The organism is Pseudomonas sp. YA1 (assembly GCF_058680555.1).
In genome coordinates this window covers 1-23,103 of sequence record NZ_JBZWBG010000011.1, presented here as the reverse complement: position 1 = coordinate 23,103, position 23,103 = coordinate 1, and the positions used below count along the sequence as shown (strand labels likewise).

Annotated in this window: 23 protein-coding genes; 10 read left to right on the top strand and 13 right to left on the bottom strand. The window is 66.1% G+C overall.

Going from position 1 to position 23,103, the window contains the following annotated elements:
- Positions 1 to 21: 21 nt before the first annotated feature.
- The 3 genes from AC4OR5_RS16785 to AC4OR5_RS16775 form a co-directional block, all read right to left on the bottom strand.
- Positions 22 to 795 (bottom strand): class II glutamine amidotransferase, encoded by a 774-nt coding sequence (locus AC4OR5_RS16785; RefSeq protein ID WP_003082680.1) that lies wholly within the window; start codon positions 793 to 795, stop codon positions 22 to 24.
- 3 nt (positions 796 to 798) lie between these two features.
- The gene (locus tag AC4OR5_RS16780) at positions 799 to 1,260 is read right to left on the bottom strand and encodes an HIT family protein (RefSeq protein WP_003086845.1); all 462 of its coding nucleotides are present in this window, start codon (positions 1,258 to 1,260) and stop codon (positions 799 to 801) included.
- A 63-nt stretch (positions 1,261 to 1,323) separates the two neighbouring features.
- Positions 1,324 to 1,797 (bottom strand): hypothetical protein, encoded by a 474-nt coding sequence (locus AC4OR5_RS16775; RefSeq protein ID WP_003086834.1) that lies wholly within the window; start codon positions 1,795 to 1,797, stop codon positions 1,324 to 1,326.
- Between the two features lie 148 nt (positions 1,798 to 1,945).
- Between AC4OR5_RS16775 and AC4OR5_RS16770 the strand changes: the two genes are divergently transcribed.
- Together AC4OR5_RS16770 and lepB are read left to right on the top strand one after the other, a co-directional pair.
- On the top strand, positions 1,946 to 3,997 hold the full coding sequence (locus AC4OR5_RS16770; RefSeq protein ID WP_015503248.1) for a S9 family peptidase: 2,052 nt from the start codon (positions 1,946 to 1,948) through the stop codon (positions 3,995 to 3,997).
- A gap of 76 nt (positions 3,998 to 4,073) precedes the next feature.
- Positions 4,074 to 4,613: a signal peptidase I gene (lepB, locus tag AC4OR5_RS16765; RefSeq protein ID WP_003133458.1), complete on the top strand. Its 540-nt coding sequence runs from the start codon at positions 4,074 to 4,076 to the stop codon at positions 4,611 to 4,613.
- A gap of 6 nt (positions 4,614 to 4,619) precedes the next feature.
- On the opposite strand, the gene hxuC is transcribed toward lepB, so the two are convergent.
- The 5 genes from hxuC to AC4OR5_RS16740 all read right to left on the bottom strand — a co-directional run bounded on the left by hxuC (position 4,620) and on the right by AC4OR5_RS16740 (position 9,762).
- Positions 4,620 to 7,175 carry a heme receptor HxuC gene (hxuC, locus tag AC4OR5_RS16760; RefSeq protein ID WP_015503250.1) on the bottom strand — a complete coding sequence of 852 codons (2,556 nt, stop codon included), beginning with the start codon at positions 7,173 to 7,175 and terminating at the stop codon, positions 4,620 to 4,622.
- Positions 7,176 to 7,303: 128 nt separating this feature from the next.
- A complete protein-coding gene (locus tag AC4OR5_RS16755) occupies positions 7,304 to 8,287 on the bottom strand; it encodes a FecR family protein (protein WP_058155870.1) in 984 nt (327 codons plus the stop codon).
- A complete protein-coding gene (locus AC4OR5_RS16750; RefSeq protein ID WP_003082669.1) occupies positions 8,284 to 8,811 on the bottom strand; it encodes an RNA polymerase sigma factor in 528 nt (175 codons plus the stop codon). The genes AC4OR5_RS16755 and AC4OR5_RS16750 overlap by 4 nt, the downstream gene beginning before the upstream one ends.
- Positions 8,812 to 8,960: 149 nt before the next feature.
- Positions 8,961 to 9,410: a YcgN family cysteine cluster protein gene (locus tag AC4OR5_RS16745; protein ID WP_003082662.1), complete on the bottom strand. Its 450-nt coding sequence runs from the start codon at positions 9,408 to 9,410 to the stop codon at positions 8,961 to 8,963.
- A gap of 76 nt (positions 9,411 to 9,486) precedes the next feature.
- Entirely contained in the window at positions 9,487 to 9,762 is a 276-nt protein-coding gene (locus AC4OR5_RS16740) for a metal/formaldehyde-sensitive transcriptional repressor (protein ID WP_003082658.1), read from the bottom strand.
- Positions 9,763 to 9,829: 67 nt separating this feature from the next.
- Between AC4OR5_RS16740 and aitP the strand changes: the two genes are divergently transcribed.
- Complete coding sequence (aitP, locus tag AC4OR5_RS16735) at positions 9,830 to 10,804, top strand: CDF family iron/cobalt efflux transporter AitP (RefSeq protein ID WP_031636387.1); 975 nt, start codon at positions 9,830 to 9,832, stop codon at positions 10,802 to 10,804.
- A gap of 11 nt (positions 10,805 to 10,815) precedes the next feature.
- Here the strand turns inward: aitP and AC4OR5_RS16730 are convergent, their stop codons facing one another.
- From AC4OR5_RS16730 to rnd, 3 genes are all read right to left on the bottom strand, one after another.
- Positions 10,816 to 11,748, bottom strand: a complete 933-nt coding sequence (locus AC4OR5_RS16730) for a D-2-hydroxyacid dehydrogenase (RefSeq protein WP_003086815.1) — start codon at positions 11,746 to 11,748, stop codon at positions 10,816 to 10,818.
- 254 nt (positions 11,749 to 12,002) lie between these two features.
- The gene (locus AC4OR5_RS16725; RefSeq protein WP_003082651.1) at positions 12,003 to 12,296 is read right to left on the bottom strand and encodes a YcgL domain-containing protein; all 294 of its coding nucleotides are present in this window, start codon (positions 12,294 to 12,296) and stop codon (positions 12,003 to 12,005) included.
- Complete coding sequence (gene rnd / locus AC4OR5_RS16720) at positions 12,293 to 13,417, bottom strand: ribonuclease D (RefSeq protein ID WP_003109272.1); 1,125 nt, start codon at positions 13,415 to 13,417, stop codon at positions 12,293 to 12,295. The genes AC4OR5_RS16725 and rnd overlap by 4 nt, the downstream gene beginning before the upstream one ends.
- A gap of 140 nt (positions 13,418 to 13,557) precedes the next feature.
- Here rnd and AC4OR5_RS16715 point away from each other — a divergent pair, with 140 nt between their 5' ends.
- Positions 13,558 to 14,619, top strand: coding sequence for an SMP-30/gluconolactonase/LRE family protein (locus AC4OR5_RS16715; RefSeq protein ID WP_003082649.1), 1,062 nt, complete (start codon positions 13,558 to 13,560; stop codon positions 14,617 to 14,619).
- A gap of 147 nt (positions 14,620 to 14,766) precedes the next feature.
- On the opposite strand, the gene AC4OR5_RS16710 is transcribed toward AC4OR5_RS16715, so the two are convergent.
- A complete protein-coding gene (locus tag AC4OR5_RS16710; protein ID WP_003083340.1) occupies positions 14,767 to 15,546 on the bottom strand; it encodes a GntR family transcriptional regulator in 780 nt (259 codons plus the stop codon).
- 374 nt (positions 15,547 to 15,920) lie between these two features.
- Between AC4OR5_RS16710 and AC4OR5_RS16705 the strand changes: the two genes are divergently transcribed.
- A complete protein-coding gene (locus AC4OR5_RS16705) occupies positions 15,921 to 17,270 on the top strand; it encodes an NCS2 family permease (protein WP_023099760.1) in 1,350 nt (449 codons plus the stop codon).
- A 243-nt stretch (positions 17,271 to 17,513) separates the two neighbouring features.
- Here AC4OR5_RS16705 and uraH read toward each other — a convergent pair whose 3' ends face one another.
- The gene (gene uraH, locus AC4OR5_RS16700; RefSeq protein WP_003087207.1) at positions 17,514 to 17,894 is read right to left on the bottom strand and encodes a hydroxyisourate hydrolase; all 381 of its coding nucleotides are present in this window, start codon (positions 17,892 to 17,894) and stop codon (positions 17,514 to 17,516) included.
- 372 nt (positions 17,895 to 18,266) lie between these two features.
- On the opposite strand from uraH, the gene puuE reads away from it, so the two are divergent.
- From puuE to AC4OR5_RS16675, 5 genes are read left to right on the top strand one after another with little or no spacing between them, the layout of a single operon-like run.
- A complete protein-coding gene (puuE, locus tag AC4OR5_RS16695; protein WP_009314756.1) occupies positions 18,267 to 19,193 on the top strand; it encodes an allantoinase PuuE in 927 nt (308 codons plus the stop codon).
- The gene (gene uraD, locus AC4OR5_RS16690) at positions 19,190 to 19,705 is read left to right on the top strand and encodes a 2-oxo-4-hydroxy-4-carboxy-5-ureidoimidazoline decarboxylase (RefSeq protein ID WP_003087205.1); all 516 of its coding nucleotides are present in this window, start codon (positions 19,190 to 19,192) and stop codon (positions 19,703 to 19,705) included. Before puuE ends, uraD begins: the two co-directional genes overlap by 4 nt.
- Positions 19,706 to 19,722: 17 nt before the next feature.
- Positions 19,723 to 20,721 carry an allantoicase gene (gene alc / locus AC4OR5_RS16685; protein ID WP_009876177.1) on the top strand — a complete coding sequence of 333 codons (999 nt, stop codon included), beginning with the start codon at positions 19,723 to 19,725 and terminating at the stop codon, positions 20,719 to 20,721.
- 54 nt (positions 20,722 to 20,775) lie between these two features.
- Positions 20,776 to 21,285 carry an ureidoglycolate lyase gene (locus AC4OR5_RS16680; RefSeq protein ID WP_003083329.1) on the top strand — a complete coding sequence of 170 codons (510 nt, stop codon included), beginning with the start codon at positions 20,776 to 20,778 and terminating at the stop codon, positions 21,283 to 21,285.
- Positions 21,286 to 21,333: 48 nt separating this feature from the next.
- Positions 21,334 to 22,611 carry a urate hydroxylase PuuD gene (locus tag AC4OR5_RS16675; RefSeq protein WP_003083321.1) on the top strand — a complete coding sequence of 426 codons (1,278 nt, stop codon included), beginning with the start codon at positions 21,334 to 21,336 and terminating at the stop codon, positions 22,609 to 22,611.
- The last annotated feature ends 492 nt before the right edge of the window (positions 22,612 to 23,103 follow it).

Below are 23,103 nucleotides of genomic sequence, written 5' to 3'. Positions count from 1 at the left end.
CTCCTCGTCCACGGCGGCGATTCAGACCCGCCCCTTGGCCAACACCTCGCCGCCCCACCAGAGGACCCACTCGCCGCTCTGCTGCAAGGTCCAGTTCTCGTTGTCGGTGAGCGGCTCGGTGGCGATCACCGTGACCACGTCGTCCGGCGTGGTTTCCGCATGGAAGTCCACGGTCAGGTCGGCATCCTTCAACCGCGCCGGGCCGAACGGCGCGCGGCGGGTAATGTAGGCGAGTTTGCTGGAGCAGAAGGTGAACAGCCAGTCGCCGTCGCTGATCAGGGCATTGAACACGCCTTTCTTGCGATATTCGTCACAGGCCGAGATCAGCACCGGCAACAGCACCTCCACCGGCACCGGCTCGGGGAAAGCCCGGCGCACGCGGTTCAGCAGGTCGCAGAAGGCCGCCTCGCTGTCGGTCTCGCCGACCGGGCGGTAGAAGCCGGGCTTGGGCTGGAAGTCGGCCAGTTGGCCATTGTGCGCGAAGGTCCAGTAGCGCCCGCCGAGTTCGCGGATGAAGGGGTGGGTGTTGCTCAGCCCGACCTTGCCGACGTTGGCCTGGCGGATGTGCCCGATGACCGTCTCGCTCTTGATCGGGAAGCGCTGCACCAGCCGCGCCACCTCCGAATCGACGCTCGCCAGCGGGTCCTGGAACAGCCGCACGCCGCGTCCTTCGTAGAAGGCGATGCCCCAACCGTCGCGGTGCGGGCCGGTGCCGCCGCCGCGCTGCATCAGTCCGGTGAAGCTGAAGACGATGTCCGTCGGGACGTTGGCGCTCATGCCCAATAGTTCACACATGGCTCAAACCTCCCTGAGCAAGGCTGTACGTAGTAGTTCTCCTTCCCGCTGCAGACGCGCCTGCAGGCTCGCGCGACCGATCGGCAGGAAACGGGTCAGGGCGCGCCAGAGCAGTCGCGGCAGGTCGCCGCGACGCCGGGGAATCAGGTGCAGATGCAGGTGCGCCACGTGCTGGTTGGCCGCCACGCCATCGTTGAGCAACAGGTTGATGCCTTCCACGCCGAAACCGGCCCGGCGCAACGCGCGACCGGTACGCTCGGCGAGCGCCGGGAGGGCGTCGCGGGCGGCGGCGGAAAGATCGCTCAGGTGCGGGGCGTGCTCGCGGGCTACGATCAGCACGTGCGCCGGTCGCAGCGGAAAGATGTCCAGCAGGACGATGAAATGCTCGTCCTCGAAGAGTCTGTGCGCCGGCTCGCGGCCACCCGCTATGGCGCAGAACACGCAATCCATGGGAAATCCCGACATAGGCCTCGCCTCATGCTGAACGCCTGCCGGGCGTAGTGCAAGAATGGATTTCGTCGCGAAAGGCTACAGGCGCGGCTCGATGCGCATGCGCCGGTCGCCGTGCTCGTCGGTGCGGGTGTCGACGTCCGGCATCAACTCGGGCTGCATCATCTGCCGCAGGGTCGGCTCGTCCTCGGCGTCCTGCGACGGATGCCGGCGATTCTTCCAGGCCCGCTCCAGCGGCCAGCGGATAGCGGCGATCAGCAGGTACAGGCCGAAACCCAGCAGCGCCACCAGGGCCAGGTCGGAGACCGCGCGCCAGGCGTTGTTGCCGACCTTGAACACGACGTCCAGCGCGGTGATGGCGATGGCCGGGGCGTAGAGGTCGTTCTGCGGGTCCACCGGAGTCGGCGTGAACAGCAGGATGAAGACGATCAGCCGCAGGGGTTCGCGCAGCCAGCGCCACATCCAGCCGGTCATCAGCCAGAACACCAGCATCAGGCCGAGTCCGGCGATGGCGTAGGCGCCCCAGGCGATCAGATAGTCTTGTTCATTCATGCGGCGTGCGTGGCGATAGCGGTGATGGGGGGCTTATGATAGCCGCTTTTGCATGCCGACGCGCCTACCCACCGATGGCGGGCGCCGCGCCGCCAGTTTTATTCAGATTTCCCGGCCTCGCGCATGGCCGGATCGACGAGGATTCCCGATGCCCCATCCGCAGCCCCCCATCGCCCGCCGCGACGCCGGACGCGACCCCTACGCCTGGCTGGAGGAGCGCGACGCCCCGGAGGTGCTCGACTACCTGAAGGCCGAGAACGCCTACCTGGATAGCGAACTGGCCGACCAGGCCGGGTTGCGCGAGACCCTGTTCGAGGAGATCAGGGGACGCATCCGCGAGACCGACCTGTCGTTGCCCAGTCCCTGGGGTCCGTGGCTGTACTACCAGCGCACCACCGCCGGCGATGAATACCCGCGCCACTACCGCTGCCCACGTCCGGCGGACGGCAGCCTGGCGGTCGACGAAGGCGCCGAGCAACTGTTGCTCGATCCCAACCAGTTGGCCGACGGCGGCTTCCTCTCCCTCGGCGCCTTCAGCATCAGCCCCGACCAGAGCCTGCTGGCCTACAGCCTGGACACCAGCGGCGACGAGATCTACCGCCTGTTCGTCAAGGACCTCGCCAGCGGCTCGGTGCAGGCCCTGCCCTTCGACGACTGCGACGGCAGCCTGACCTGGGCCAACGACAACCGCACACTGTTCTTCGGCGAACTGGACGACACCCACCGCCCGCACAAGCTCTATCGCCACCGCCTGGGCGAGGCCGGCGCCGAGCTGGTGTTCGAGGAAGGCGACGGGCGCTTCTTCCTGCACTGCTACCGCTCCAGCTCGGAACGCCAGCTGATCCTCCTGCTCAACAGCAAGACCACCAGCGAGGCCTGGGTGCTCGACGCCGACCAGCCGCAGGGAACGTTCCGCTGCCTGGCGCCGCGCGAGGAAGGCCATGAGTACTACCCCGACCACGGTCGCCTCGACGGCCGGGGCCTGTGGTTGATTCGCAGCAACCAGGCGGGGATCAACTTCGCCCTCTACCAGGCCGAGGAGTCGCGGCCGACTCGCGAGCACTGGCAACTGCGCGTGGCCCACGACCCGCAGCGGACCCTGGAAGATGTCAGCCTGAACGCCGAGGCGGTGATCCTCGGCCTGCGCGACGGCGGCCTGCCGGTGATCGAGGTGCAACCGCAGGGCCTGCCGGCCTACCGCGTGCAGTTGCCGGACGCCGCCTACAGCCTCTACGTGCAGGACAGCCTGGAATTCGACAGCCCCTGCGTGCGACTGCGCTACGAGGCCCTGAACCGTCCGGCGCAGGTACGCCAGCTGAACCTCGCCGATGGCACGCAGACCGTCCTCAAGCAGACCCCGGTGGAAGGCCCCTTCGACGCCGACGCCTACGCCAGTCGGCGCATCTGGGCCAGCAGCGGCGACGGCACGCAGGTGCCGGTCAGCCTGGTGGCGCGCAAGGAAGTCCTCGACGGCATCGCCGCCGGGCGCCCCGCGCCACTCTATCTCTATGGCTACGGCGCCTACGGGCATAGCCTCGATCCCTGGTTCTCCCACGCCCGCCTGAGCCTGCTCGAACGCGGCTTCGTCTTCGCCATCGCCCATGTCCGTGGCGGCGGCGAACTGGGCGAAGCCTGGTACCGGGCCGGCAAGCTGGAACACAAGCAGAACAGCTTCGACGACTTCATCGCCTGCGCCGAGCACCTGCTCGCCGAGGGCTACTGCCGTCCCGAGGGCCTCGCCATCAGCGGCGGCAGCGCCGGCGGACTGTTGATCGGCGCGGTGCTCAACCAGCGCCCGCAACTGTTCGGCGCGGCGATCGCCGAGGTGCCTTTCGTCGACGTGCTGAACAGCATGCTCAATCCGGACCTGCCGCTGACCGTCACCGAATACGACGAGTGGGGCAACCCGCAGGAGGCCGAGGTGCATGCGCGGATCGCCGCCTACGCGCCCTACGAGAACGTCAGGGCCCAGGACTACCCGCACCTGCTGGTGGTCGCCGGCTACAACGACAGCCGCGTGCAGTACTGGGAAGCCGCCAAGTGGGTGGCGAAACTGCGGGCGACCAGGACCGACGCCAACCTGCTGCTGCTCAAGACCGACCTCGGCGCCGGCCACGGCGGCATGAGCGGCCGCTACCAGGGGCTGAAGGACGTGGCGCTGGAATACGCCTTCCTGCTCAAGGTCCTCGGCCTGGTATGACGACCGCGGGGGCCGGCGACGCCGGCCTTCCGCCACGAAAAAGGGAACCTTCGTGAAACGACGCTTCTGGCCCGCCATGGGCCTGCTCGCCGCGATCATGCTGGCCGTCTACCTGGCGAATCCGTTCGGCACCGCCAGTCTCGACCCGCGCGCGCGGCTCCTCGGCGTGGCGCTGTACAAGATCCCTTCGCGCTCGATGGAACCGACCTTGCAACAGGGCGACTTCATCCTCGCCAACGCCGCGCGCTACGCCTTCGCCGACCCGCAGGTCGGCGACCTGGTGGTGTTCCGCTTCCCGCCGCAGCGCAGCATCGCCTATGTGAAGCGCATCGCCGGGATACCCGGCGATCGCGTGCGAATCGATGGCGGCCGGCTCTACGTCAATGACCACCAGGTGACCGAGCCCTACCTGGCGCAGCAGGCGCTGCGCCAGCCGGACTCCCTGCGCATGGCCGAGCGGACCGTCCCCGCCGGCCACTACTTCATGCTCGGCGACAACCGCGACAACTCCAACGACAGCCGCTACTGGGGCTACGTACCGCGCGCCGACCTGGTCGGCCGGGTGTTCGTCGTCTGGTATGCCGAGGACACCCGGCGCATCGGTTCGGTGCGCTGACGCCCCTCAGAAGAACTGGGTGACGCTGATCTTGGCGTTGCGTCCCTGGCTGTAGACCAGGTCGCCGCCCAGCGGCTGGCGATAGGAGCGGTTGAACAGGTTGTCCACGGTGAAGTCGATGCGGGTGTCCTTCAGGCCCAGCTTGGCCGGGACCCACTCGGCGAACAGCCGATGGGTGTCGTAGCTGTCGTTGGCCGCGTGATCCCAGTAGATATCGCCGGAACCGGTACCCATCCCGCCGCTGTAGCGATCGCTGGGCAGGCGGTCGGTCTTGCGCACGAACTCGCCCTGCCAGCCGAGCTTGGCGTCCCATTCCGGAACCTTCAGGCCGAGCATGGCCACCCACTTCGGCGGCGGGATGTCGCGCGCCCACACGTTCGGTCCCCAGGGATTGCTGTAGGCACCATCGTGCTTGCCGGTCATCCACGAGTAGGACAGGCTGCCGAACAGCCGCTGGCTGTCGTAGAAGCTCTCGATCTCGAAGCCCTTGATGGTCAGGCCCGGCAGGTTGCGGTAGTTGCTCAGCGGCAGCATGTCGCCGCAGCTACCGCCGATACTGCCGTTGTCGATCGACTGCTGGCGGCAGCCGACGCTGCGGGTGCGGAATATCTCGTCCTTGATGCGGTTCTGGAACAACGTGGTGCGGATCTGCAGGCTGTCGCCGGCGACCAGCAGGTCCGGCAGGTTGATCACGCTGCCGCCACGGATCGCATGGATGCGCTCGGCGTCCAGGTCGCGGCTGCTGCCGCCGATGGTCGAACTGTTCTGCACTTCGTACTGTTCGTCGATCACCGGCGCTCGCCAGGTCTCGGTGTAGTCGGCGAAGAACGCCAGGTTCGGCGTCGCGGTCCAGAACACCGACAGCCGCGGCGACCAGCCGGAGTAGGTCTGGGCGCGATAGTCATGGCCGAGCTTGGGATTGTCGTAGATCGGCGCCAGGTTGGCCTGGCCGTCGTTGCGCACGCTGTCGAAGCGCATCGATGGAGTGACGGTCAGGCTGCCGTAGGTGATCGCGTCCTGGATGTAGAAGCTCTGCGTGTCCTGCTTGCCGGCCGGCATGAATGCCGGTTGCAGCCAGCCGTAGTTGTAGCGCGGGGTCTCATAGGTCTTGCCCGGCATGTGCATGAGGATGTCGCGCTTGTGCTTGTGCAGCGCCGCGCCCAGGGTCAGCTCGTGCTGTAGCGCTCCGGTATCGAAACGGCTGGTGTTGCGCAGTTCCAGGACCTTGTCCTGGTACTCGGTACGCATCCGCTTGCCGCCGGTGGCGAGCTGGTAGAAGGCGGTGTCCTCGCGACGGTCGAGCTGCTCGGTGCGGGCGTCGGAATAGCTCAGTTGCAGGTCGATCCAGGGATTGTCCAGCGGATGGTAGTTGTACTTGCCGGTCCAAGTGGTGTCGGTGGTATCGCGGTGGGCCAGCAGGCGGGTCAGGCCCAGCTCGTAGCCGTAGCGGTCGATGGTCCACTGGCTCGGCGGGGTCGGGTAGCTGCTGGCGGAGAACGGCGTCCAGCGCGAGCTTTTCGAGCGCAGGTAGGTGAAACCCAGGTCGTGCTCCTCGGTGGGGTGCAGGTTGAGCTTGAACAGGCCGGTCTTCTCGTCCTGGGCGCTGTTGGGCAGGCGCTTGGGGTTGATCGGATAGTCGGTGGGCGACAGCGGCAGGTTGTCGGCCAGCTTCATGTCGCGGCCGTCGCGGCCGTTGAGGTAGAGCAGGGCATCGACGCGGCGGTCTTCGCTGCGGCCGAACACGGCGCCGGAGTAGATCTTCTGCTGGTCGTTGGAGTGATAGCCGTACTTGAGCATGGCGCCGAGGTCGCGGCCTTCGCGCAGCAGGTCCGGCGCGTCCTTGGTCTCCATGTGCACGGTGCCGCCGAAGCCGCCATTGCCGGTGAACACCGAGTGCGGCCCCTTCTCCACCTCGATGCGCTTGATCATTTCCGGTTCGATGAACACGGTGCCTTGCTGGTAGCGCTCGAAGCCGCTCTTCTGCGCGCCGTCCAGGGTATAGGGCACGTCCTCGGCGTCGCCCAGGCCCCAGATGTTGGTGGTCTGTCCGCCCGGCTTGGGCGAGCCGCCCATGGTCACCCCGGGCAGGGTCTGCAGCAGGCTGGGGATGTTGTCCGCCTGCTGGCGTTCGATATCCCGCCGGGTCAGGGTCGAGCGGCCGACGTTGCTGGCGTCCACTTCGCGACCGTTGCCGACGATGGTCTGCGCGTCCAGTTGCAACGCGTTGTCGCTGTAGGCGTCGACCTGGCGCCGGCGCACCACGTAGCCGCCGCCCGCCTCCACCAGCTCCAGCTCGGAACCGACCAGCAACCGCTCCAGCGCCTCGCGCACCCCGTAGCTGCCGCTCAGCGCCGGAGCGCGCAGGCCCCGCAGGAGCGACTCGTCGAACAGCACCTGGACCTGCGCCTGCTGCGCCAGGCGCGACAGCGAGGCGGCCAGCGGCTGCGCCGGCAGGTCGAAGCGTCGTTCGGCAGCGCTGGCGCCGGCGGCCCACAACGCGGCGCCGAGCACGGCGGCGGAACACAGTGGGCGCCAGGCGGCGCGGGTGAAAGGCAAGGTCATGCTGGAACTCTCCCCAAGTGACTGCTGGATGTCGCCGGCAGCGGCGACGGACAGCAGAGAAGACGCAGCAGGGAGAAAAACCCACATATGCGAATGAAAAATATTTTCATTAATGCTGAAGACGAGCCTCAGCGCGCCAGGATCAGCACCTCGCCGCCAGCCTGCGGCTGTACCCGCACCGGCAATAGCGCCGGCAGGGCGAGGAGAAAATCGTCGGGGCGGGCGATCCGCACCGTGCCGGAGACCCGCTTGCCGGCAAGCCGGGGATCTCCCAGGCGGATCGGCGCGGCGCGATAGCGCGACAGTTCCTCCACCAGTTCGCCCAGCGGCTTGTCGCGGAACACCAGTTGCCCATCGCGCCAACTGGCGACCTGCTCCGGCGCCACATGGCCGAGTTCCAGGCGCTGGTCGGCGAGGTCCAGGCGCGCGCTGTCGCCAGCCAGCAGCACATGTTCGGCATCCTTCTCCAGGGACGGCTGCAACGCCACGCGCCCCTGTTTCACCGCCACGGCGAGGGCCTGCGCGTTGCGCCGGACGCTGAACTGGGTACCGAGTACGGTGACCCGGCTGTCGCCACTGCCGACCCGGAACGGCCGGGCCGGATCGTGGCTGACCACGAAGAACACCTCGCCTTTCTTCAACAGCACGTCGCGGGTGCGCTCGGCGTAACGCACCTGCACTTGGGTATCGACGTCGAGGAACAGCTTCGAGCCGTCCGCCAGGACCACCTCGCGCTGCTCGCCAGGCGCCGTGCCGTAGGCGAGGTTCGGCCCGAGCGACTGGTCGCGCCAGAACAGGGTGGCGACGAGCAGCGCGCAGAACACGAAGAACGCCGCCGCCAGCGCCCGTGGCAGGCGCCAGGCCGGCACCGGCTCGGGAATATCGTCCAGCGCCGGGCGCGGCAGGCCGTCGAATTCGCGCCAGAGCCGCTCCATGCCCTCGAGCGCTTCGCGATGGCGCGGATCGGTGCGTAGCCAATCCTCCAGCTCAGCCCGGCAGGCAGCGCTGAAATGCCCGGAACGACGCCGGCTGAACCAGTAGGCGGCGCGGTGATCGATGTCCTCTTCGGTTTCGTCGGCGAACAGCGGTTCCAGTCGTTCCAGCGGCTTCATCCTTCGCCTCCCTGGCCAAGCCGCCGCTTGCAGTGCAGCAAGGCGCTGGCGATGTGCTTTTCCACCATGCTCAGGGAGATTCCCATGCGCTCGGCCACTTCGACCTGGGACAGGCCGTCGAACTTGTGCAGGACGAACGCTTCGCGCCGCCGCGGCGGCAGCTCGGCCAGCGCGGCCGCCAGGTGGCTGAGGCGCTGCTGCTGTTCGAAACGCTCGCCCGGCCCGGCCGCCTCGCCTTCCAGCGCGGCGGGTTCGTCGTTCGCCGCCGGCCGGTCGAGATCCTGGCCGCGGCTCTGCTGCCGGCGCCAATGGTCGCGCAACAGGTTGCGGGCGATCTGGAAAAGAAATGCGCGCGGCTGCTCGACCGATTGCCGGCCCGGCCATTTCAGCCACTGGGCGAAAGTATCCTGGGCGAGGTCGGCGGCGTCCGCCGAACTGCCCAGGTGCTTGCGCAGGAAGCGCAGCAACTCGCCATGGAACGCCTGATAGGCATGCGAGACGGAACCACGGAAGCGCTCATCCATCCGTGCATCCTCCGGCGGCGCCCCCCGCGCCGTTGACCCGCTGCAACACCTCGCCTCCCCGCTTCCGTCGGATACGGAAGTCCCTTCGCAAATATGCGAATGATAATACATATCATTTCACAAGGTAAGGAAGTGCGACGGACGCGAGCTCAGCCGGCGCGGAAGATCAGGTAGTCCTCCCAGTCGTCCTCGGCCACCTGGGTCTCGCTGAGCATGCGCCCGGACTGGGAAATGCGTTCCTTGTGGACCCGCTCCGGGTCGCCGCAGACCAGGTGGTGCCAGAGCGGCAGGTCCTTGCCTTCGGCAACCAGGCGATAGCCGCAGGTCGGCGGCAACCACTGGAACTCGTCGGCCTGCGCCGGGGTGAGCTGGATGCAGTCGGGGACGAAACGGATGCGCTCGGCGTAGTTGGTGCAGCGGCAGCTTTGCAGGTCGAGCAGCTTGCAGGCGATACGCGTGTAGTAGACGCTGCCGTCGTCCTCGTCCTCGAGCTTCTGCAGGCAGCACAGGCCGCAACCGTCGCACAGCGACTCCCACTCGTCCTGGTCGAGTTGGGCGAGGGTCTTGCGTTTCCAGAAGGGTTCGACTTTGGCGGCCATGGCATCGGGGGCTGGTGAAAAGGCGCGATAGTCTAGTCCCCCGCCCCTTCCAGGCCAAGCACCGGCCGGCACATGGCTACTTCAGGTAGGAACGCAGCGCGGTCACCACCAGTTCCAGGTCTTCGCGACGCTGTTCCGCGCTCGCCTGCTCGGCGCCGAGGTGTTCGCGGATGTGCCCCTCCAGCACTTCGTTCATCAGGCCGTTCACCGCACCGCGGATCGCCGCGATCTGCTGCAGCACTGCCGCGCATTCGCTGCCCTCTTCCAGCGCCTGCTCCAGCGCCCGGGTCTGCCCGGCGATGCGGCGCACCCGCGCCAGGAGCTTCTTCTTCCCATGGATGGTATGGGCCACCGCTCTCTCCTCCAGGTAATATACTGGGGTATAGTATATTTTCGACGTCTCTACAGGACAGTAGCAAATGCCCGGCACCCCGACTACCCAGCCCCTGCGCCATTCCCATCGGTTCGACCAGGGCAACCCGCTGGCCGAGCGCAACACGCGCTGGGCGGTATTGCTCACCGCCTGCATGATGGTCGCGGAAATCGCCGGCGGCTGGCTGTTCAACTCCATGGCCCTGCTCGCCGACGGCTGGCACATGAGCTCCCATGCCCTGGCCCTGGGTCTTGCGGTACTCGCCTACGGCGCCGCGCGGCGCTATGCCAACGACCCGCGCTTCAGCTTCGGTACCTGGAAGATCGAGGTGCTCGGCAGCTACACCAGCGCCCTGCTGCTTCTGCTGGTGGCCGGGCTGATGCTCTACCAATCGGTCGAACGCCTGCTCGACCCCAGCCCGATCCGCTACCAGCAGGCGATGCTGGTCGCCGCGCTCGGCCTGCTGGTCAATCTCGCCTGCGCCTGGCTGCTGCGCGACGGCCATGCCCACCACGGGCACGGCCACTCGCACCATCACCACGACCACGACCACGACCACGACCACGACCATCATGCCCACCGGCACGACCTGAATCTGCGCGCCGCCTACCTGCACGTGCTGGCGGATGCCGCCACCTCGCTGCTGGCGATCGTCGCGCTGGCCGGCGGCCTGCTGTGGAACGCGGCCTGGCTGGACCCGCTGATGGGTATCGTCGGCGCGGTACTGGTCAGTGTCTGGGCATGCGGCCTGATCCGGCAGAGCAGTCGGGTATTGCTGGATGCGCAGATGGATGCGCCGGTGGCTGCGGAAATCCGCGCGGCGATCGCCAGCAGCCCGCTGCCGGCGGAACTGCTCGACCTGCACCTATGGCAGGTCGGCCAGGGCAAGTACGCCTGCCTGCTGAGTCTGCTGACCACCGAGGAAGGCAGCGCCGACTATTTCAAGCGCCGCCTGGCCGAGCATGAGGAACTGGTGCACATCACCGTCGAGGTGAATCCGCTGCTCCCGCTCGCTGCCTGAGGGAACGCGGCTCAGTAGCCGCGAGCGAAGTCCACCTCGCCACGCATGGCGGTGCCCGCCCAGAAGCGCGCGAGGTTGTCGCGGAACAGTTCGACCATCGCCCCCGGCAGGGTCGGCGCGGCGGTGTGGCCGGTCAGCAAGAGGCGCGGGGTATGCCAGAACAGGTGGTTGGCCGGCAGCGGCTCTTCGCGGCAGACGTCGATCACCGCGCCGGCCAGTTGGTTGTTCTCCAGCGCCGCCACCAAGTCGGCGTCCACCACCGCGACGCCACGCCCGGCGTTGATGAACAGCGCCGTGGATTTGAGCCGGGCGAACAGCGCACGGTCGTAGATGTCGTGGGTATCGGGGGTGTCGGGCAGCAGGTTGATCAGGTAGTCGGCCGTCTCCACCAGGCGGCCGAGGTCGTCGAGCGAGCCCATGCGGTTGAACGGCACCAGCGAACGCGGATTCTTCGCCACCCCGGTCAGGTCCATGCCGAAGCCGGACAGGGTATGCGCCACCGCCTGGCCGATCTCCCCGGTACCCACGATCACCGCCTGCCGGCCACGCAACCCGCCAGGCGTGCGGCTATCCCATTGCGAACCGACCTGGCTGGCCAGGCGACCGAGGAACTGGCGCTCGTGGGCGAGCATGTAGGTCAGCAGGTATTCACTCATCACCTGGCCGAAGATGCCTACCGCGCGTGTCAGGCTGTAGTCCTTCGGCAGGTCGGCGGCCAGCAGCGGCGTGATGCCCGCCCAGGTCGACTGCACCCAGACCGGATGCACGCCCTGGCGCAGCATCTGCGCCACCAGGTCGGGCTGGCCGAGCCAGATCGAGCACTCGCTGGCGGCGTCGATGAGTTGCAGGGGGTCGTCCCCCGCCACCACCTTCAGGCTGGGGTCGGCCGCCATCAGCAGCGCGGCATAGAGAGCGTGGTCACGTTCGAGAATCAGCAAGCGCATGGGTCACACTGCCAAGCCGGACAAGGGCTGGCGATCAGGCCGGAGAATATTGTTCTTTCATGCATCACGGCTCCTGGAGGGAAGCCCTCGAGAGCAGCAGGATTGGCGCTGGTAGACCACGGTCGCTGCCAGGGGTTCCGCTATCGTGCGACATCTTGCGGACATCATGCACCGAAGGCGCAGCCTTGCACAGAGCGGGTTTCACGTCGTGAAAGTGGCGCCGGGAAGCCGGCGCCAGCGGGGTACGGCTCGCGTCAGAGCGGGTCGTTCATGCGCAGCAACTCTTCCGGGAGATGCTCGATGTACTCTTCTTCGCCCGGCGGCATCTGCAGGTGGAAGCCCTGCTTCTCGATGTTCTCCAGGACCTTGGCGACATCCTCGCGGGCCAGTTGGCGCTCGGGGGTGAGCAGCAGGTCGAAGACATGTTGCGGCGCGCCGAACGGCACCAGCAGGGCCTCGGGCACGCGGCTCAACGCCTCGCGCTTGTCGACGTAGAGGTACATCTCGTTCTTGCGCGGGCTCTTGTAAACGGAACAGATTCGTTTCATGCGCTCTCCAGGGCGTCCAGCAGGGCCTGGCCCATGCGTTCGCGGCGCCAGCCGCGGAGGGAATCGGGCAGTTCGTAGGGACCTTCGGGATAGCCGCTCTTGAGCAGTGCCTCGAGGATCTTCTTGCGCAGCATCAGCTCGGGCGCCATGCCCAGGGTCTCCGCTTCGCGCTGGCCGATGGCGCGCAGGCTCTTGAGCAGCGGGGTGACCTCCGGCGGCAGCGGCTCGGGCAGCGCCTCGGGCCATTCGCTCTGCGGCAGGCGCGCAGCCTGGGCGATCAGTTCGATGAGGAAGTCGCCGTCCTGGCGCACGGTGCGCGGATGCATGTCCTCGATCGCCGCCAGGTCGGTCTTGTTCTTCGGCAGCAGGCGCGCCAGCGGCCACAGGGTGCGTTCGCGCAGCACGTGGTTGCGCGGCCGGTTGCGCAGGCGTGCCTGCTCCTCGCGCCAGGCGCAGAGTTCGCGGAGCACCGCCAGTTGCTGCGGACGCAGCCGCCAACCCAGCTTGACCTCGCGGTAGGCCTCGCGCGGATCGCTCTCGCGGCAGAGGTTGGCGACCAGTTCGGCGCCGTCCTCCAGCAGCCAGGCGCGTTTCTCCTCGCTCAGCCGCGCATCCAGGGCCAGGTAGACCTGGGCGAGGTGCTGGACGTCGTCGGCGGCGTAGCGCATCTGCATCTCGGTGAGCGGCCGTTGCAACCAGTCGGAACGGGTCTCGTCCTTGGGCAGGTCGATGTCCAGCACCTCCTTCACCAGCTTCGAATAGCCCATCGAATGGGCCATGCCGAGATAGGCGGCGGCCAACTGCGTATCGAACAGCGGCACCGGCAGGCTGCCGGTGAGGCGCAGGAACACCTCGAGGTCTTCGCTACAGGCGTGCAGCACCTTCACCACCCGCTCGTCTTCGAGCAGTTCGGCGAAGGGACTCCAGTCCTGGATCAGCAGCGGATCGATCAGCCACTCCTGCCGGCCATCGCCCACCTGCACCAGACCGGCCGCGGGATAGAAGGTATCGACGCGCATGAACTCGGTATCGAGCGCGAGGTACGGCTGTGTGCGCCATTCCCGGCATTGCTGCGCCAGGCTGGCATCATCGCGGATCCACTGGATTTCGGGCGCGGTCACGAACATCTCCTTGGTCAAGTGCGGCGCATTATATAGAGCCTCGCGCCCTGCGAGCATTCCGCTCGGCACCGCGCTTGCCGATGAACGTAGCGAATGTCCATACTCCGCCCCTTGTCCGACAATCCGAACAAGGGAACTGCATGAAGAAGCTCAGCGGAATAATCGTCCTCCTGCTGGCTGGCGCGGCTCTTTACCTGGCCCTGAAGACCAGCCCGATCGACCCGCTCGCCTGGGATGCCCCGGCCGCTCCGCAGATGACCGGGGTCCTCGAACCCAACGACACCCTGATGAAGGCCGAGCTGCTTGGCCAGGGCCAACTGCACGGCCCCGAGGACACCGCCGTGGACAGCCAGGGCCGCGTCTATGCCGGTCTCGCCGACGGCCGCGTGGTACGCCTGGACGCCAGCGGCAAGGTCGAGACCTTCGTCGACACCGGCGGCCGCCCGCTGGGCATGGACTTCGATGCCGCCGGCAACCTGATCCTCGCCGACGCCTGGAAAGGCCTGCTTCGCATCGATCCGCAGGGCAAGGTGGAAACCCTCGCCACCGAGGCCGACGGCGTCCCCTTCGCCTTCACCGACGACCTCGACATCGCCAGCGACGGCCGCATCTACTTCAGCGACGCTTCCAGCAAGTTCCATCAGCCCGACTACATCCTCGACCTGCTTGAGGCCCGACCGCACGGCCGCCTGCTGCGCTACGACCCGTCCACCGGCAAGACCGAGGTGCTGCTCAAGGACCTGTACTTCGCCAATGGCGTGGCACTCTCGGCAAACGAGGACTTCGTACTGGTCAACGAGACCTACCGCTATCGCATCACCCGCTACTGGCTGAAAGGCGAGAAGGCCGGCCAGCACGAGGTGTTCATCGACAACCTGCCGGGCTTGCCGGACAACCTCCAGGGCGACCGCAAAGGTACCTTCTGGGTGGCCCTGCCGACCCCGCGCAAGGCCGACGCCGACTTCCTCCACCGGCATCCCTGGTTGAAGGCGCAGCTGGCCAAGCTGCCGCGCATGTTCCTGCCCAAGCCGACCGCCTACGGGCTGGTCATCGCCATCGACGAACAGGGCAGGATCGTCCGCAGCCTGCACGACACCAGCGGCCACCACCTGCGCATGATCACCTCGGCGAAGCCGGTGGGCGACCAGCTCTACTTCGGCAGCCTGGAAAATGACCGGATCGGCCGCCTGGCGATCCCCTGAAAAAGCCGAGCGTCTAATCCTGAAATAGGTTTATACCTTGCTCCATCTAGCTCTCCGGAAAATCGGCATGGGAGGTGTAAACCTTATTCAGGACGGGACAGCGGAAACGAAAAAGCCCCGCATCGCGGGGCTTTTCCATGCTTCGGATCAGGCCGCCGAGTCGCTGTCGGCCTTGGCCCGGCGTGGCTTCTTCTTGCCGCCGAGGAGGTGCGAGAACACCGCGTGCAGGTCGCCGGAAGCGTTGTCGCTCTCCAGGTTGAGCTTGCTGTCGATATGCTCCATGTGGTGCATCATCAGGGTCACCGCGCGCTCCTTGTCGCCCTTCTCGATGGCGTCGAGGATCTCGTTGTGCTCGTCGAACGAGCAGTGCGAGCGACCGCCGCTTTCGTACTGGGCGATGATCAGCGAGGTCTGCGACACCAGGCTGCGCTGGAAACTCACCAGAGGAGCGTTGCGCGCCATCTCGGCGAGCTTCAGGTGGAACTCGCCGGACAGGCGGATGCCGGCGCCCCGGTCGCCACGGGCGAAGCTGGATTGTTCCTGCACCACCATCTCGCGCAACTCGGCCAGGCGCTCGGCGGTGGCGTTGTCGGTGGCCAGTTCGGTGATGGCGCGCTCGACGGTGCGGCGGGCGAAAAGGATCTGCCGGGCCTCGTCGATGCTCGGGCTGGCGACCACCGCGCCGCGGTTCGGCCGTAACAGCACCACCTGCTCGTGGGCCAGGCGCGAGAGGGCGCGGCGAATGATGGTGCGGCTGACGCCGAATATCTCGCCGAGCGCTTCCTCGCTCAGCTTGGTGCCGGGGGCCAGGCGTTGTTCGAGGATGGCGTCGAAGATGTGGGCGTAGACGATCTCGTCCTGGGTACCGCTGCGGGCAGCCTTGCCGGTGCGCGGCGGCTTCCTGATGTGTTGCAACTGATCGGTCATCGGTCTCGAACCTTGTGCGTCCGGCTTGTGGCCTGGGCTGATCCTCGCTCACGGGCGTGGGTGAGGCACGCCGGCGGCTGATAGCGAAATAGTGTACACAAGCAGCGGCATCCGGCGCACCACCCCTTTCCGCCCCTCGTTCCGAGCGCGCGGCACCGCCCGGAAGGACGCGTGACGGAAAGCTGATAAAAATGTGGCGAAACACCCTCAAACATTCTTTGACCTTTTTGTATACAAAGGCATAATCGCTCGCACGAGTTCTTGACCCAAAGGTCAGAAAATCGTGCCCTCACATCACCTTCGAGCCGCGTCAGGGACCTGGTAACCAACCGGCCCGCAGGACCTAACAACAAGAGCGATGAGGAGTACCTGCTGTGGAAAGCACCAAACAAGAAGAACAAGGGATCTACGCTGCGACACCGCCCGCCACCGGCCTGCTCGAACGCCTGTTCAAGCTCCGCCAGCATGGTACGACGGTCAGGACCGAGCTGGCGGCCGGGCTGACCACCTTCATCACCATGGCCTACATCATCTTCGTCAATCCCAACATCATGGCCGACGCCGGCATCGACCACGGCGCGGCGTTCGTCGCCACGTGCCTGGCGGCCGCCCTCGGCTGCTTCCTGATGGGCCTGTACGCCAACTGGCCGGTGGGCCTGGCGCCGGGAATGGGGCTGAACGCCTTCTTCACCTACACCGTGGTCGGCACCATGGGCTACAGCTGGCAGATCGCCCTGGGCGCGGTGTTCATCTCCGGGGTGATGTTCATGCTGCTGACCTTCTCCCGGGTCCGCGAATGGCTGCTCAACAGCATCCCCCGCAGCCTCAGGTTCGCCATGGGTGCGGGAGTCGGCCTGTTCCTCGGCCTGATCGGCCTGAAGACCGCCGGCATCGTGGTGGCCAGCCCGGCGACCCTGATCAAGCTCGGCCACCTCACCTCGCCCGGCCCGCTGCTGGCGGCACTGTGCTTCCTGATGATCGCCGTGCTCGAGTACCGCCGGGTGTTCGGCGGCATCCTCATCAGCATCCTCAGCGTCACCCTGGTCGGCTGGGCCCTCGGCCTGGTGCAGTACGACGGGGTGTTCTCGGCGCCGCCGAGCCTGGCGCCGACCTTCCTGGCAATGGACATCGCCGGCGCGTTCAACGTCACCATGATCAGCGTGATCCTGGCCTTCCTCTTCGTGCACATGTTCGATACCGCCGGCACTCTCATGGGCGTCGCCCAGCGCGCGCACCTGGTGAAGGAGGACGGGCGCATCGAGAACCTGTCGAAAGCGATGAAGGCCGACAGCGCCTCCAGCGTGTTCGGCGGCATGCTCGGTGTCCCGCCGGTGACCAGTTACGTGGAGAGCGCCGCGGGCGTGGCCGCCGGCGGACGTACCGGGCTCACCGCGGTGGTGGTCGGCGTGCTGTTCGTCGCCGCGATGTTCTTCGCCCCGCTGGCCGGGATGATCCCCGCCTTCGCCACCGCCGGCGCGCTGATCTACGTGGCCATGCTGATGATGGGCGGAATGGCGCACATCGACTGGGACGAGCACACCGAGACCATCCCGGCGATCGTCACGGTGATCATGATGCCGCTGACCTTCTCGGTGGCCGACGGTATCGCCCTGGGCTTCATCACCTACGTCGCGATGAAGGTCCTCACCGGCAAGCACCGCGAAGTCTCGGCCAGCCTCTATGCCTTGTTCGTGATCTTCGTCGCCAAGTTCATCTTCCTCTGACCCGCCCGGATGGCGGATGGCCGCACGCGGCTATCCGCCTCGAACCTGTCGTTGCCCCGCAGGGCTCGCGACGCACAGCCTCATCCGTCGCCCATTCACACCTTGCGCCGCATCGTCCTGCCCCCCCCCCGCAGATGGCGGATAACCGGCAACCCTCGGCGCCTTCCCCGCGAACGAAAAAAGGCCCGCTCGACGGCGGGCCAGGGAAAAGGACTCAGGGAGTCAATGTTTCGTGGCACGCACCTAGCTGCCGCGATAGGTCGAATAGCTGTAGGGCGAGATCAGCAGCGGCACATGGTAGTGATCGTCGGCGGAGGCGATGCCGAAACGCAGCACCACCTGGTCGAGGAATGCCGGCTCCGGCAATTGCACGCCGCGGGCGCGATAGTAGTCGCCGGCGTTGAACACCAGTTGATAGACCCCGGGACGGAAGTCCTCGCCTTGCAGCACCGGCTGGTCGCAGCGGCCGTCGTGGTTGGTCAGGGTGGTGGCGATCAGTTCCAGTTGCTGGCCTTCTACCCGGTACAGCTCGATCTTGATGCCATGGCCGGGGCAGCCGTGTGCGGAATCCAGTACATGCGTGGTCAAACGTCCCATGGGTTGCGGGCGCCCGCTGGCGGACACCACTCCTCCTCTTGCCTTCGTTCGATGGGGATCGCTCCGGGACCTGCCCGGCGCCGCTCGCTTGCAGCCCGCCAGGGAGCCGCTTGCGAAGCAATATAAGTTATCTTTCGATGAATTGTATACAAAAAACACCGCCACAACCGAAAATGCGGCAGCCGCCCCGAAATCGGGCATTCCTTCCACAAGCCCCACCCCGCAGGGCCTCATTCTTCGCTAACTGACCAGTCGGGCAGGTTTTTTGCTGGATGAATGGCAGGGATCGGCAAGCAGGATTGTATTTACAGACCGCAGGCAAACTTGTATACAATAAATCCATCACGGCATCCCCGGCCCGTCCGGCCCGCCGCCCCATCCACAATAAGGAACACTGCTGTGAGCGCTGACTACCCACGCGACCTGATCGGATACGGCAACAACCCTCCCCACCCTCACTGGCCCGGCGATGCGCGCATCGCCCTGTCCTTCGTGCTCAATTACGAAGAAGGTGGCGAGCGCTGCGTCCTGCATGGCGACAAGGAGTCCGAGGCGTTCCTTTCCGAGATGGTGGCTGCCCAGCCCTTGCAGGGCGTGCGCCACATGAGCATGGAATCGCTCTACGAATACGGCAGCCGCACCGGGGTCTGGCGCCTGCTCAAGCTGTTCAAGCGACGCAACGTGCCGCTCACCGTGTTCGCCGTGGCCATGGCGGCGCAGCGCAACCCTGAGGTGATCAGGGCGATGGTCGCCGACGGCCACGAAATCTGCAGCCACGGCTACCGCTGGATCGACTACCAGTACATGGACGAGGCCCAGGAGCGCGAGCACATGCTCGAAGCCATCCGCATCCTCACCGAACTCACCGGCCAGCGCCCGGTGGGCTGGTACACCGGACGCACCGGCCCGAACACCCGGCGCCTGGTGATGGAGGAAGGCGGCTTCCTCTACGACTCCGACACTTACGACGACGACCTGCCCTACTGGGACCCGGCCAGCACCGCGGAGAAACCGCACCTGGTGATTCCCTATACCCTGGACACCAACGACATGCGCTTCACCCAGGTGCAGGGCTTCAACAATGGCGAGCAGTTCTTCCAGTACCTGAAGGACGCCTTCGACGTGCTCTACGAAGAAGGCGCGACGGCGCCGAAGATGCTCTCCATCGGCCTGCATTGCCGGTTGATCGGTCGCCCGGCGCGGATGGCCGCCCTGGAGCGCTTCATCCAGTACGCGCAGAGCCACGACAAGGTCTGGTTCGCCCGCCGCGAAGACATCGCCCGCCATTGGCACCGTGAGCATCCTTTCCAGGAGACCGAGGCATGAGCCGTTTCCAGACCCTGACCCCCGCCTCGCTGTCCCGCGAGGCCTTCGTCGAAGCCTTCGCCGACATCTACGAACACTCCCCCTGGGTCGCCGAGAAGGCCTATGACCTGGGTATCGACGACAGCCTCAACGATATCGAGGGCCTGCACCAGCGCATGGCCGACATTCTCCTGTCGGCAAGCCGCGAGGCCCAGCTGGCGCTGATCAACGCCCACCCGGACCTCGCCGGCAAGGCGGCTATCCGTGGCGAACTGACCGCCTCCAGCACCTCCGAGCAGGCCGGCGCCGGGATTCACGAATGCAGCGCCGAGGAGTTCGCCCGCTTCACCGAACTCAACGACGCCTACAAGGCCAGGTTCGGCTTCCCCTTCATCAAGGCGGTGAAGGGCAGCAACCGCCATCAGATCCTGGCGGCCTTCGAGGAACGCATCCAGCACTCCGCCGACGAGGAGTTCGCTACCGCGCTGGCCGAGATCAACAAGATCGCCCTGTTCCGCCTGCAGCAGCTCTGAGGCCTGCGGAGACGAGCATGAACGCCGAACACGCGCCCTTCCGCCACTACCTCGACCTCGCCGACGCGCGCCTGGGCAGCCAGGTGGTCGCCGTCAGCGACGAATGGTTCGCCCCCGCCAGCCGCATGCTGCAGGCCGGCGAACCGGTGTGGAAGGAAGGCGTGTTCGACGACAGCGGCAAGTGGATGGACGGCTGGGAAACCCGCCGCAAGCGCTTCGAGGGCCATGACCAGGCGGTGATCCGCCTGGGTGTGCCGGGCGTGCTGAAGGGCGTCGACATCGACACCCGCTTCTTCACCGGCAACCATCCGCCGGCGGCTTCCCTGGATGGCTGCTTCTGCACCGAAGGCGACCCGGACGACAGCACGTCCTGGAGCGAAGTGCTGCCGGCGGTGGGGCTGCAGGGCGATAGCCATCACTACCACCCGATAGACGACGAACGTCCCTGGACCCACCTGCGTCTGAACATCTACCCGGACGGCGGTATCGCCCGCCTGCGCCTCTATGGCGTGCCCTACCGCGACTGGAGCAGCCAGCCGCCGGGAACGGCGCTCGACCTGGCCGCAGCGGTCAACGGCGGCCGGGCGCTGGCCTGTTCCGACCAGCATTTCGGACGCATGGGCAACCTGCTCAACCCCGGACGTGCCATCAACATGGGCGACGGCTGGGAAACCGGCCGCCGCCGCACGCCGGGCCACGACTGGGTGATCGTCGCCCTCGGCCATCCCGGCAGCATCGAGGCGGCGGTCGTCGATACCTTGCACTTCAAGGGCAACTATCCGGAAAGCTGCAGCATCCAGGCCGCCTTCGTGGAAGGCGGGAACGAGGCCCGGATCGAGGCGCAGAGCCTCTTCTGGCGCGAGCTGCTGCCAGCGCAGAAGCTGGAAATGCACCAGGAACACCGGTTCGAGCGGCACCTCAACGCCCTCGGCCCGATCACCCATGTACGCCTGAACATCTTTCCCGACGGCGGCGTCAGCCGCCTGCGCCTGTTCGGCAGGCCACAATTACCGTGAGACCCGGGCCCCGCGTGCGTCCGGAATACAACAAACAGAATCGACAGGATCAGTATGCGCACTCTCAAGATCGAGCCGTTGACCAAGGAAGCCTTCGCCCCGTTCGGTGACGTGATCGAAACCGCCGGCAGCGACTATTTCATGATCAACAACGGCTCCACCCGCCGTTATCACAAGCTGGCCACAGTCGAGACCGCGCAGCCGGAAGATAACGCGATCATCAGCATCTTCAGCGCCGAGAAGCTGGAAATGCCGTTGCGCATCCGCATGCTGGAACGCCATCCGCTGGGCAGCCAGGCCTTCATCCCGCTGCTCGGCAACCCCTTTCTGGTCGTGGTCGCGCCACTTGGCGATGTACCTGTACCGGGCCTCGTCCGCGCCTTCCTGACCAACGGAAGGCAGGGCGTCAATTACCACCGCGGCGTCTGGCACCATCCGGTGCTGACGATCGAAAAGCGGGATGACTTCCTGGTGGTCGATCGCAGCGGTTCCGGGAACAACTGCGACGAGCATTTCTTCACCGAGGACGAACAGCTCCTCCTCGACCCCCAATCAAACCAATAAGAGAGGTCCTGCCGCCGGTCCGCCGGCCAGGGCAAGAGGTACAAGACTGTGGAAGCACATCTCATCGAATGGCTGAACCTGCTGGTGCGTTGGATTCACATGATCGTCGGGATCGCGTGGATCGGCGCTTCGTTCTATTTCGTCTGGCTGGAGAACAACCTCAACCGCAGCAACCCGCGTGAAGGCCTGTCCGGAGACCTCTGGGCAATCCACGGTGGCGGCATCTACCACCTGGAGAAGTACAAGCTGGCTCCGCCGAAAATGCCGGAGAACCTGCACTGGTTCAAATGGGAGGCCTACTCCACCTGGATGTCCGGGGTGGTGTTGCTGACCATCGTGTTCTACCTGAACCCGACCCTCTACCTGATCGCCCCCGGCAGCGACCTGGCGCCGGCGGCGGCCATCGCCATCGGTATCGGTTCGCTGGTCTGCGGCTGGTTCGTCTACACCATCCTCTGCGATTCGGCGCTGGGCAAGACCCCTGCCCTGCTCGGCCTGGTCCTGTTCGTCCTGCTGGTCGCCGCCGCCTACGGCCTGACCCAGGTGTTCAGCGGCCGCGGCGCCTACCTGCACGTCGGCGCGATCATCGGCACCATCATGGTCGGCAACGTGTTCAGGGTGATCATGCCGGCCCAGCGCGCGCTGGTGAAAGCCATCGAAGAAAACCGCGAGCCCGATCCGGTGCTGCCGGCCAAGGGCCTGCTGCGCTCCCGGCACAACAACTACTTCACCCTGCCGGTGCTGTTCATCATGATCAGCAACCACTTCCCGAGCACCTACGGCAGCCAGTACAACTGGCTGATCCTGGCCGCCATCGCGGTGCTCGCGGTACTGGTACGCCACTACTTCAACACCCGCCACGAAAGCAACCGCTTCGCCTGGGCACTGCCCGCCGGCGCGCTGGGCATGATCGCCCTGGCCTTCGTCACCACGCCGAACTACCAGCAGGCTTCCGCACCGCTGGCCAGCACCCCGGCGGCGGCACCGGCACAACCGGCGACCGGCGGCGACGCACCAGCCGCGCCTGCCGCGACCCAGGCGTCCAATGCCGGGGCCGCGAGCGGAGCCGACTTCGACAAGGTCCATCACGTGATCCAGGAGCGCTGCACCGTCTGCCACTCGGCGAAACCGACCAGCCAACTGTTCAGCACCGCGCCAGGCGGGATCATGCTCGACACCCCGCAGCAGATCCAGCAACTGGCACCGAAGATCCAGGCCCAGGCCGTGGCCTCGCAGATCATGCCGCTGGGCAACATCACGCAGATGACCCAGGAAGAACGCAACCTGATCGGCAGCTGGATCGCCAAGGGCGCACAGATCAACTGAGCCTTGGCCGAAAGGCGAAGAACCGCACCTCCGGTTCCCCGCAGCAGAACACCCCTGCTGGCCCTACCCCAAAAGCCCTCTCCATAGAGGGCTTTTGGCCATAACTGGCCATATCGTTCAGCCCCCAACCTCTCCAATAACTCACTTTCCTTCACCCAGGGCCGCTGGAACGAAACCGTGCGGCGCTCCACCATTGAAAGCGACCAACCAACCGTCGCTATCCGCAGGTACGTATCGTCTCGTATTTGCCCAGCAAACTTCGCTCGGGTGATCTGTGTGGCCGGGGGACCGGTGCTGCGTCGTGTGATAGTGCGCGCCCCATCTTCGGCTGCCTTGCCAATGAAGAACTGTGCAACTTTTTGGTTGATAACGTTGTGGATAGAACGCTAGGGAACAAATACCCAAAGGGCTCCGAGAGAGTGCGCAACTTTTTGCAAGCGGTGCGCAAAAAGTTGCGCAATTTTCAGTGTTCTTCCCATGAGAATCGCCAGC

Excerpts from the sequence above, each read along its gene's own strand:
- AC4OR5_RS16785 (WP_003082680.1), bottom strand. The coding sequence starts at position 795 with ATGTGTGAACTATTGGGCATGAGCGCCAACGTCCCGACGGACATCGTC.
- AC4OR5_RS16780 (WP_003086845.1), bottom strand. The coding sequence starts at position 1,260 with ATGTCGGGATTTCCCATGGATTGCGTGTTCTGCGCCATAGCGGGTGGC.
- AC4OR5_RS16775 (WP_003086834.1), bottom strand. The coding sequence starts at position 1,797 with ATGAATGAACAAGACTATCTGATCGCCTGGGGCGCCTACGCCATCGCC.
- AC4OR5_RS16770 (WP_015503248.1), top strand. The coding sequence starts at position 1,946 with ATGCCCCATCCGCAGCCCCCCATCGCCCGCCGCGACGCCGGACGCGAC.
- lepB (WP_003133458.1), top strand. The coding sequence starts at position 4,074 with ATGGGCCTGCTCGCCGCGATCATGCTGGCCGTCTACCTGGCGAATCCG.
- hxuC (WP_015503250.1), bottom strand. The coding sequence starts at position 7,175 with ATGACCTTGCCTTTCACCCGCGCCGCCTGGCGCCCACTGTGTTCCGCC.
- AC4OR5_RS16755 (WP_058155870.1), bottom strand. The coding sequence starts at position 8,287 with ATGAAGCCGCTGGAACGACTGGAACCGCTGTTCGCCGACGAAACCGAA.
- AC4OR5_RS16750 (WP_003082669.1), bottom strand. The coding sequence starts at position 8,811 with ATGGATGAGCGCTTCCGTGGTTCCGTCTCGCATGCCTATCAGGCGTTC.
- AC4OR5_RS16745 (WP_003082662.1), bottom strand. The coding sequence starts at position 9,410 with ATGGCCGCCAAAGTCGAACCCTTCTGGAAACGCAAGACCCTCGCCCAA.
- aitP (WP_031636387.1), top strand. The coding sequence starts at position 9,830 with ATGCCCGGCACCCCGACTACCCAGCCCCTGCGCCATTCCCATCGGTTC.
- AC4OR5_RS16730 (WP_003086815.1), bottom strand. The coding sequence starts at position 11,748 with ATGCGCTTGCTGATTCTCGAACGTGACCACGCTCTCTATGCCGCGCTG.
- AC4OR5_RS16725 (WP_003082651.1), bottom strand. The coding sequence starts at position 12,296 with ATGAAACGAATCTGTTCCGTTTACAAGAGCCCGCGCAAGAACGAGATG.
- AC4OR5_RS16715 (WP_003082649.1), top strand. The coding sequence starts at position 13,558 with ATGAAGAAGCTCAGCGGAATAATCGTCCTCCTGCTGGCTGGCGCGGCT.
- AC4OR5_RS16710 (WP_003083340.1), bottom strand. The coding sequence starts at position 15,546 with ATGACCGATCAGTTGCAACACATCAGGAAGCCGCCGCGCACCGGCAAG.
- uraD (WP_003087205.1), top strand. The coding sequence starts at position 19,190 with ATGAGCCGTTTCCAGACCCTGACCCCCGCCTCGCTGTCCCGCGAGGCC.
- alc (WP_009876177.1), top strand. The coding sequence starts at position 19,723 with ATGAACGCCGAACACGCGCCCTTCCGCCACTACCTCGACCTCGCCGAC.
- AC4OR5_RS16680 (WP_003083329.1), top strand. The coding sequence starts at position 20,776 with ATGCGCACTCTCAAGATCGAGCCGTTGACCAAGGAAGCCTTCGCCCCG.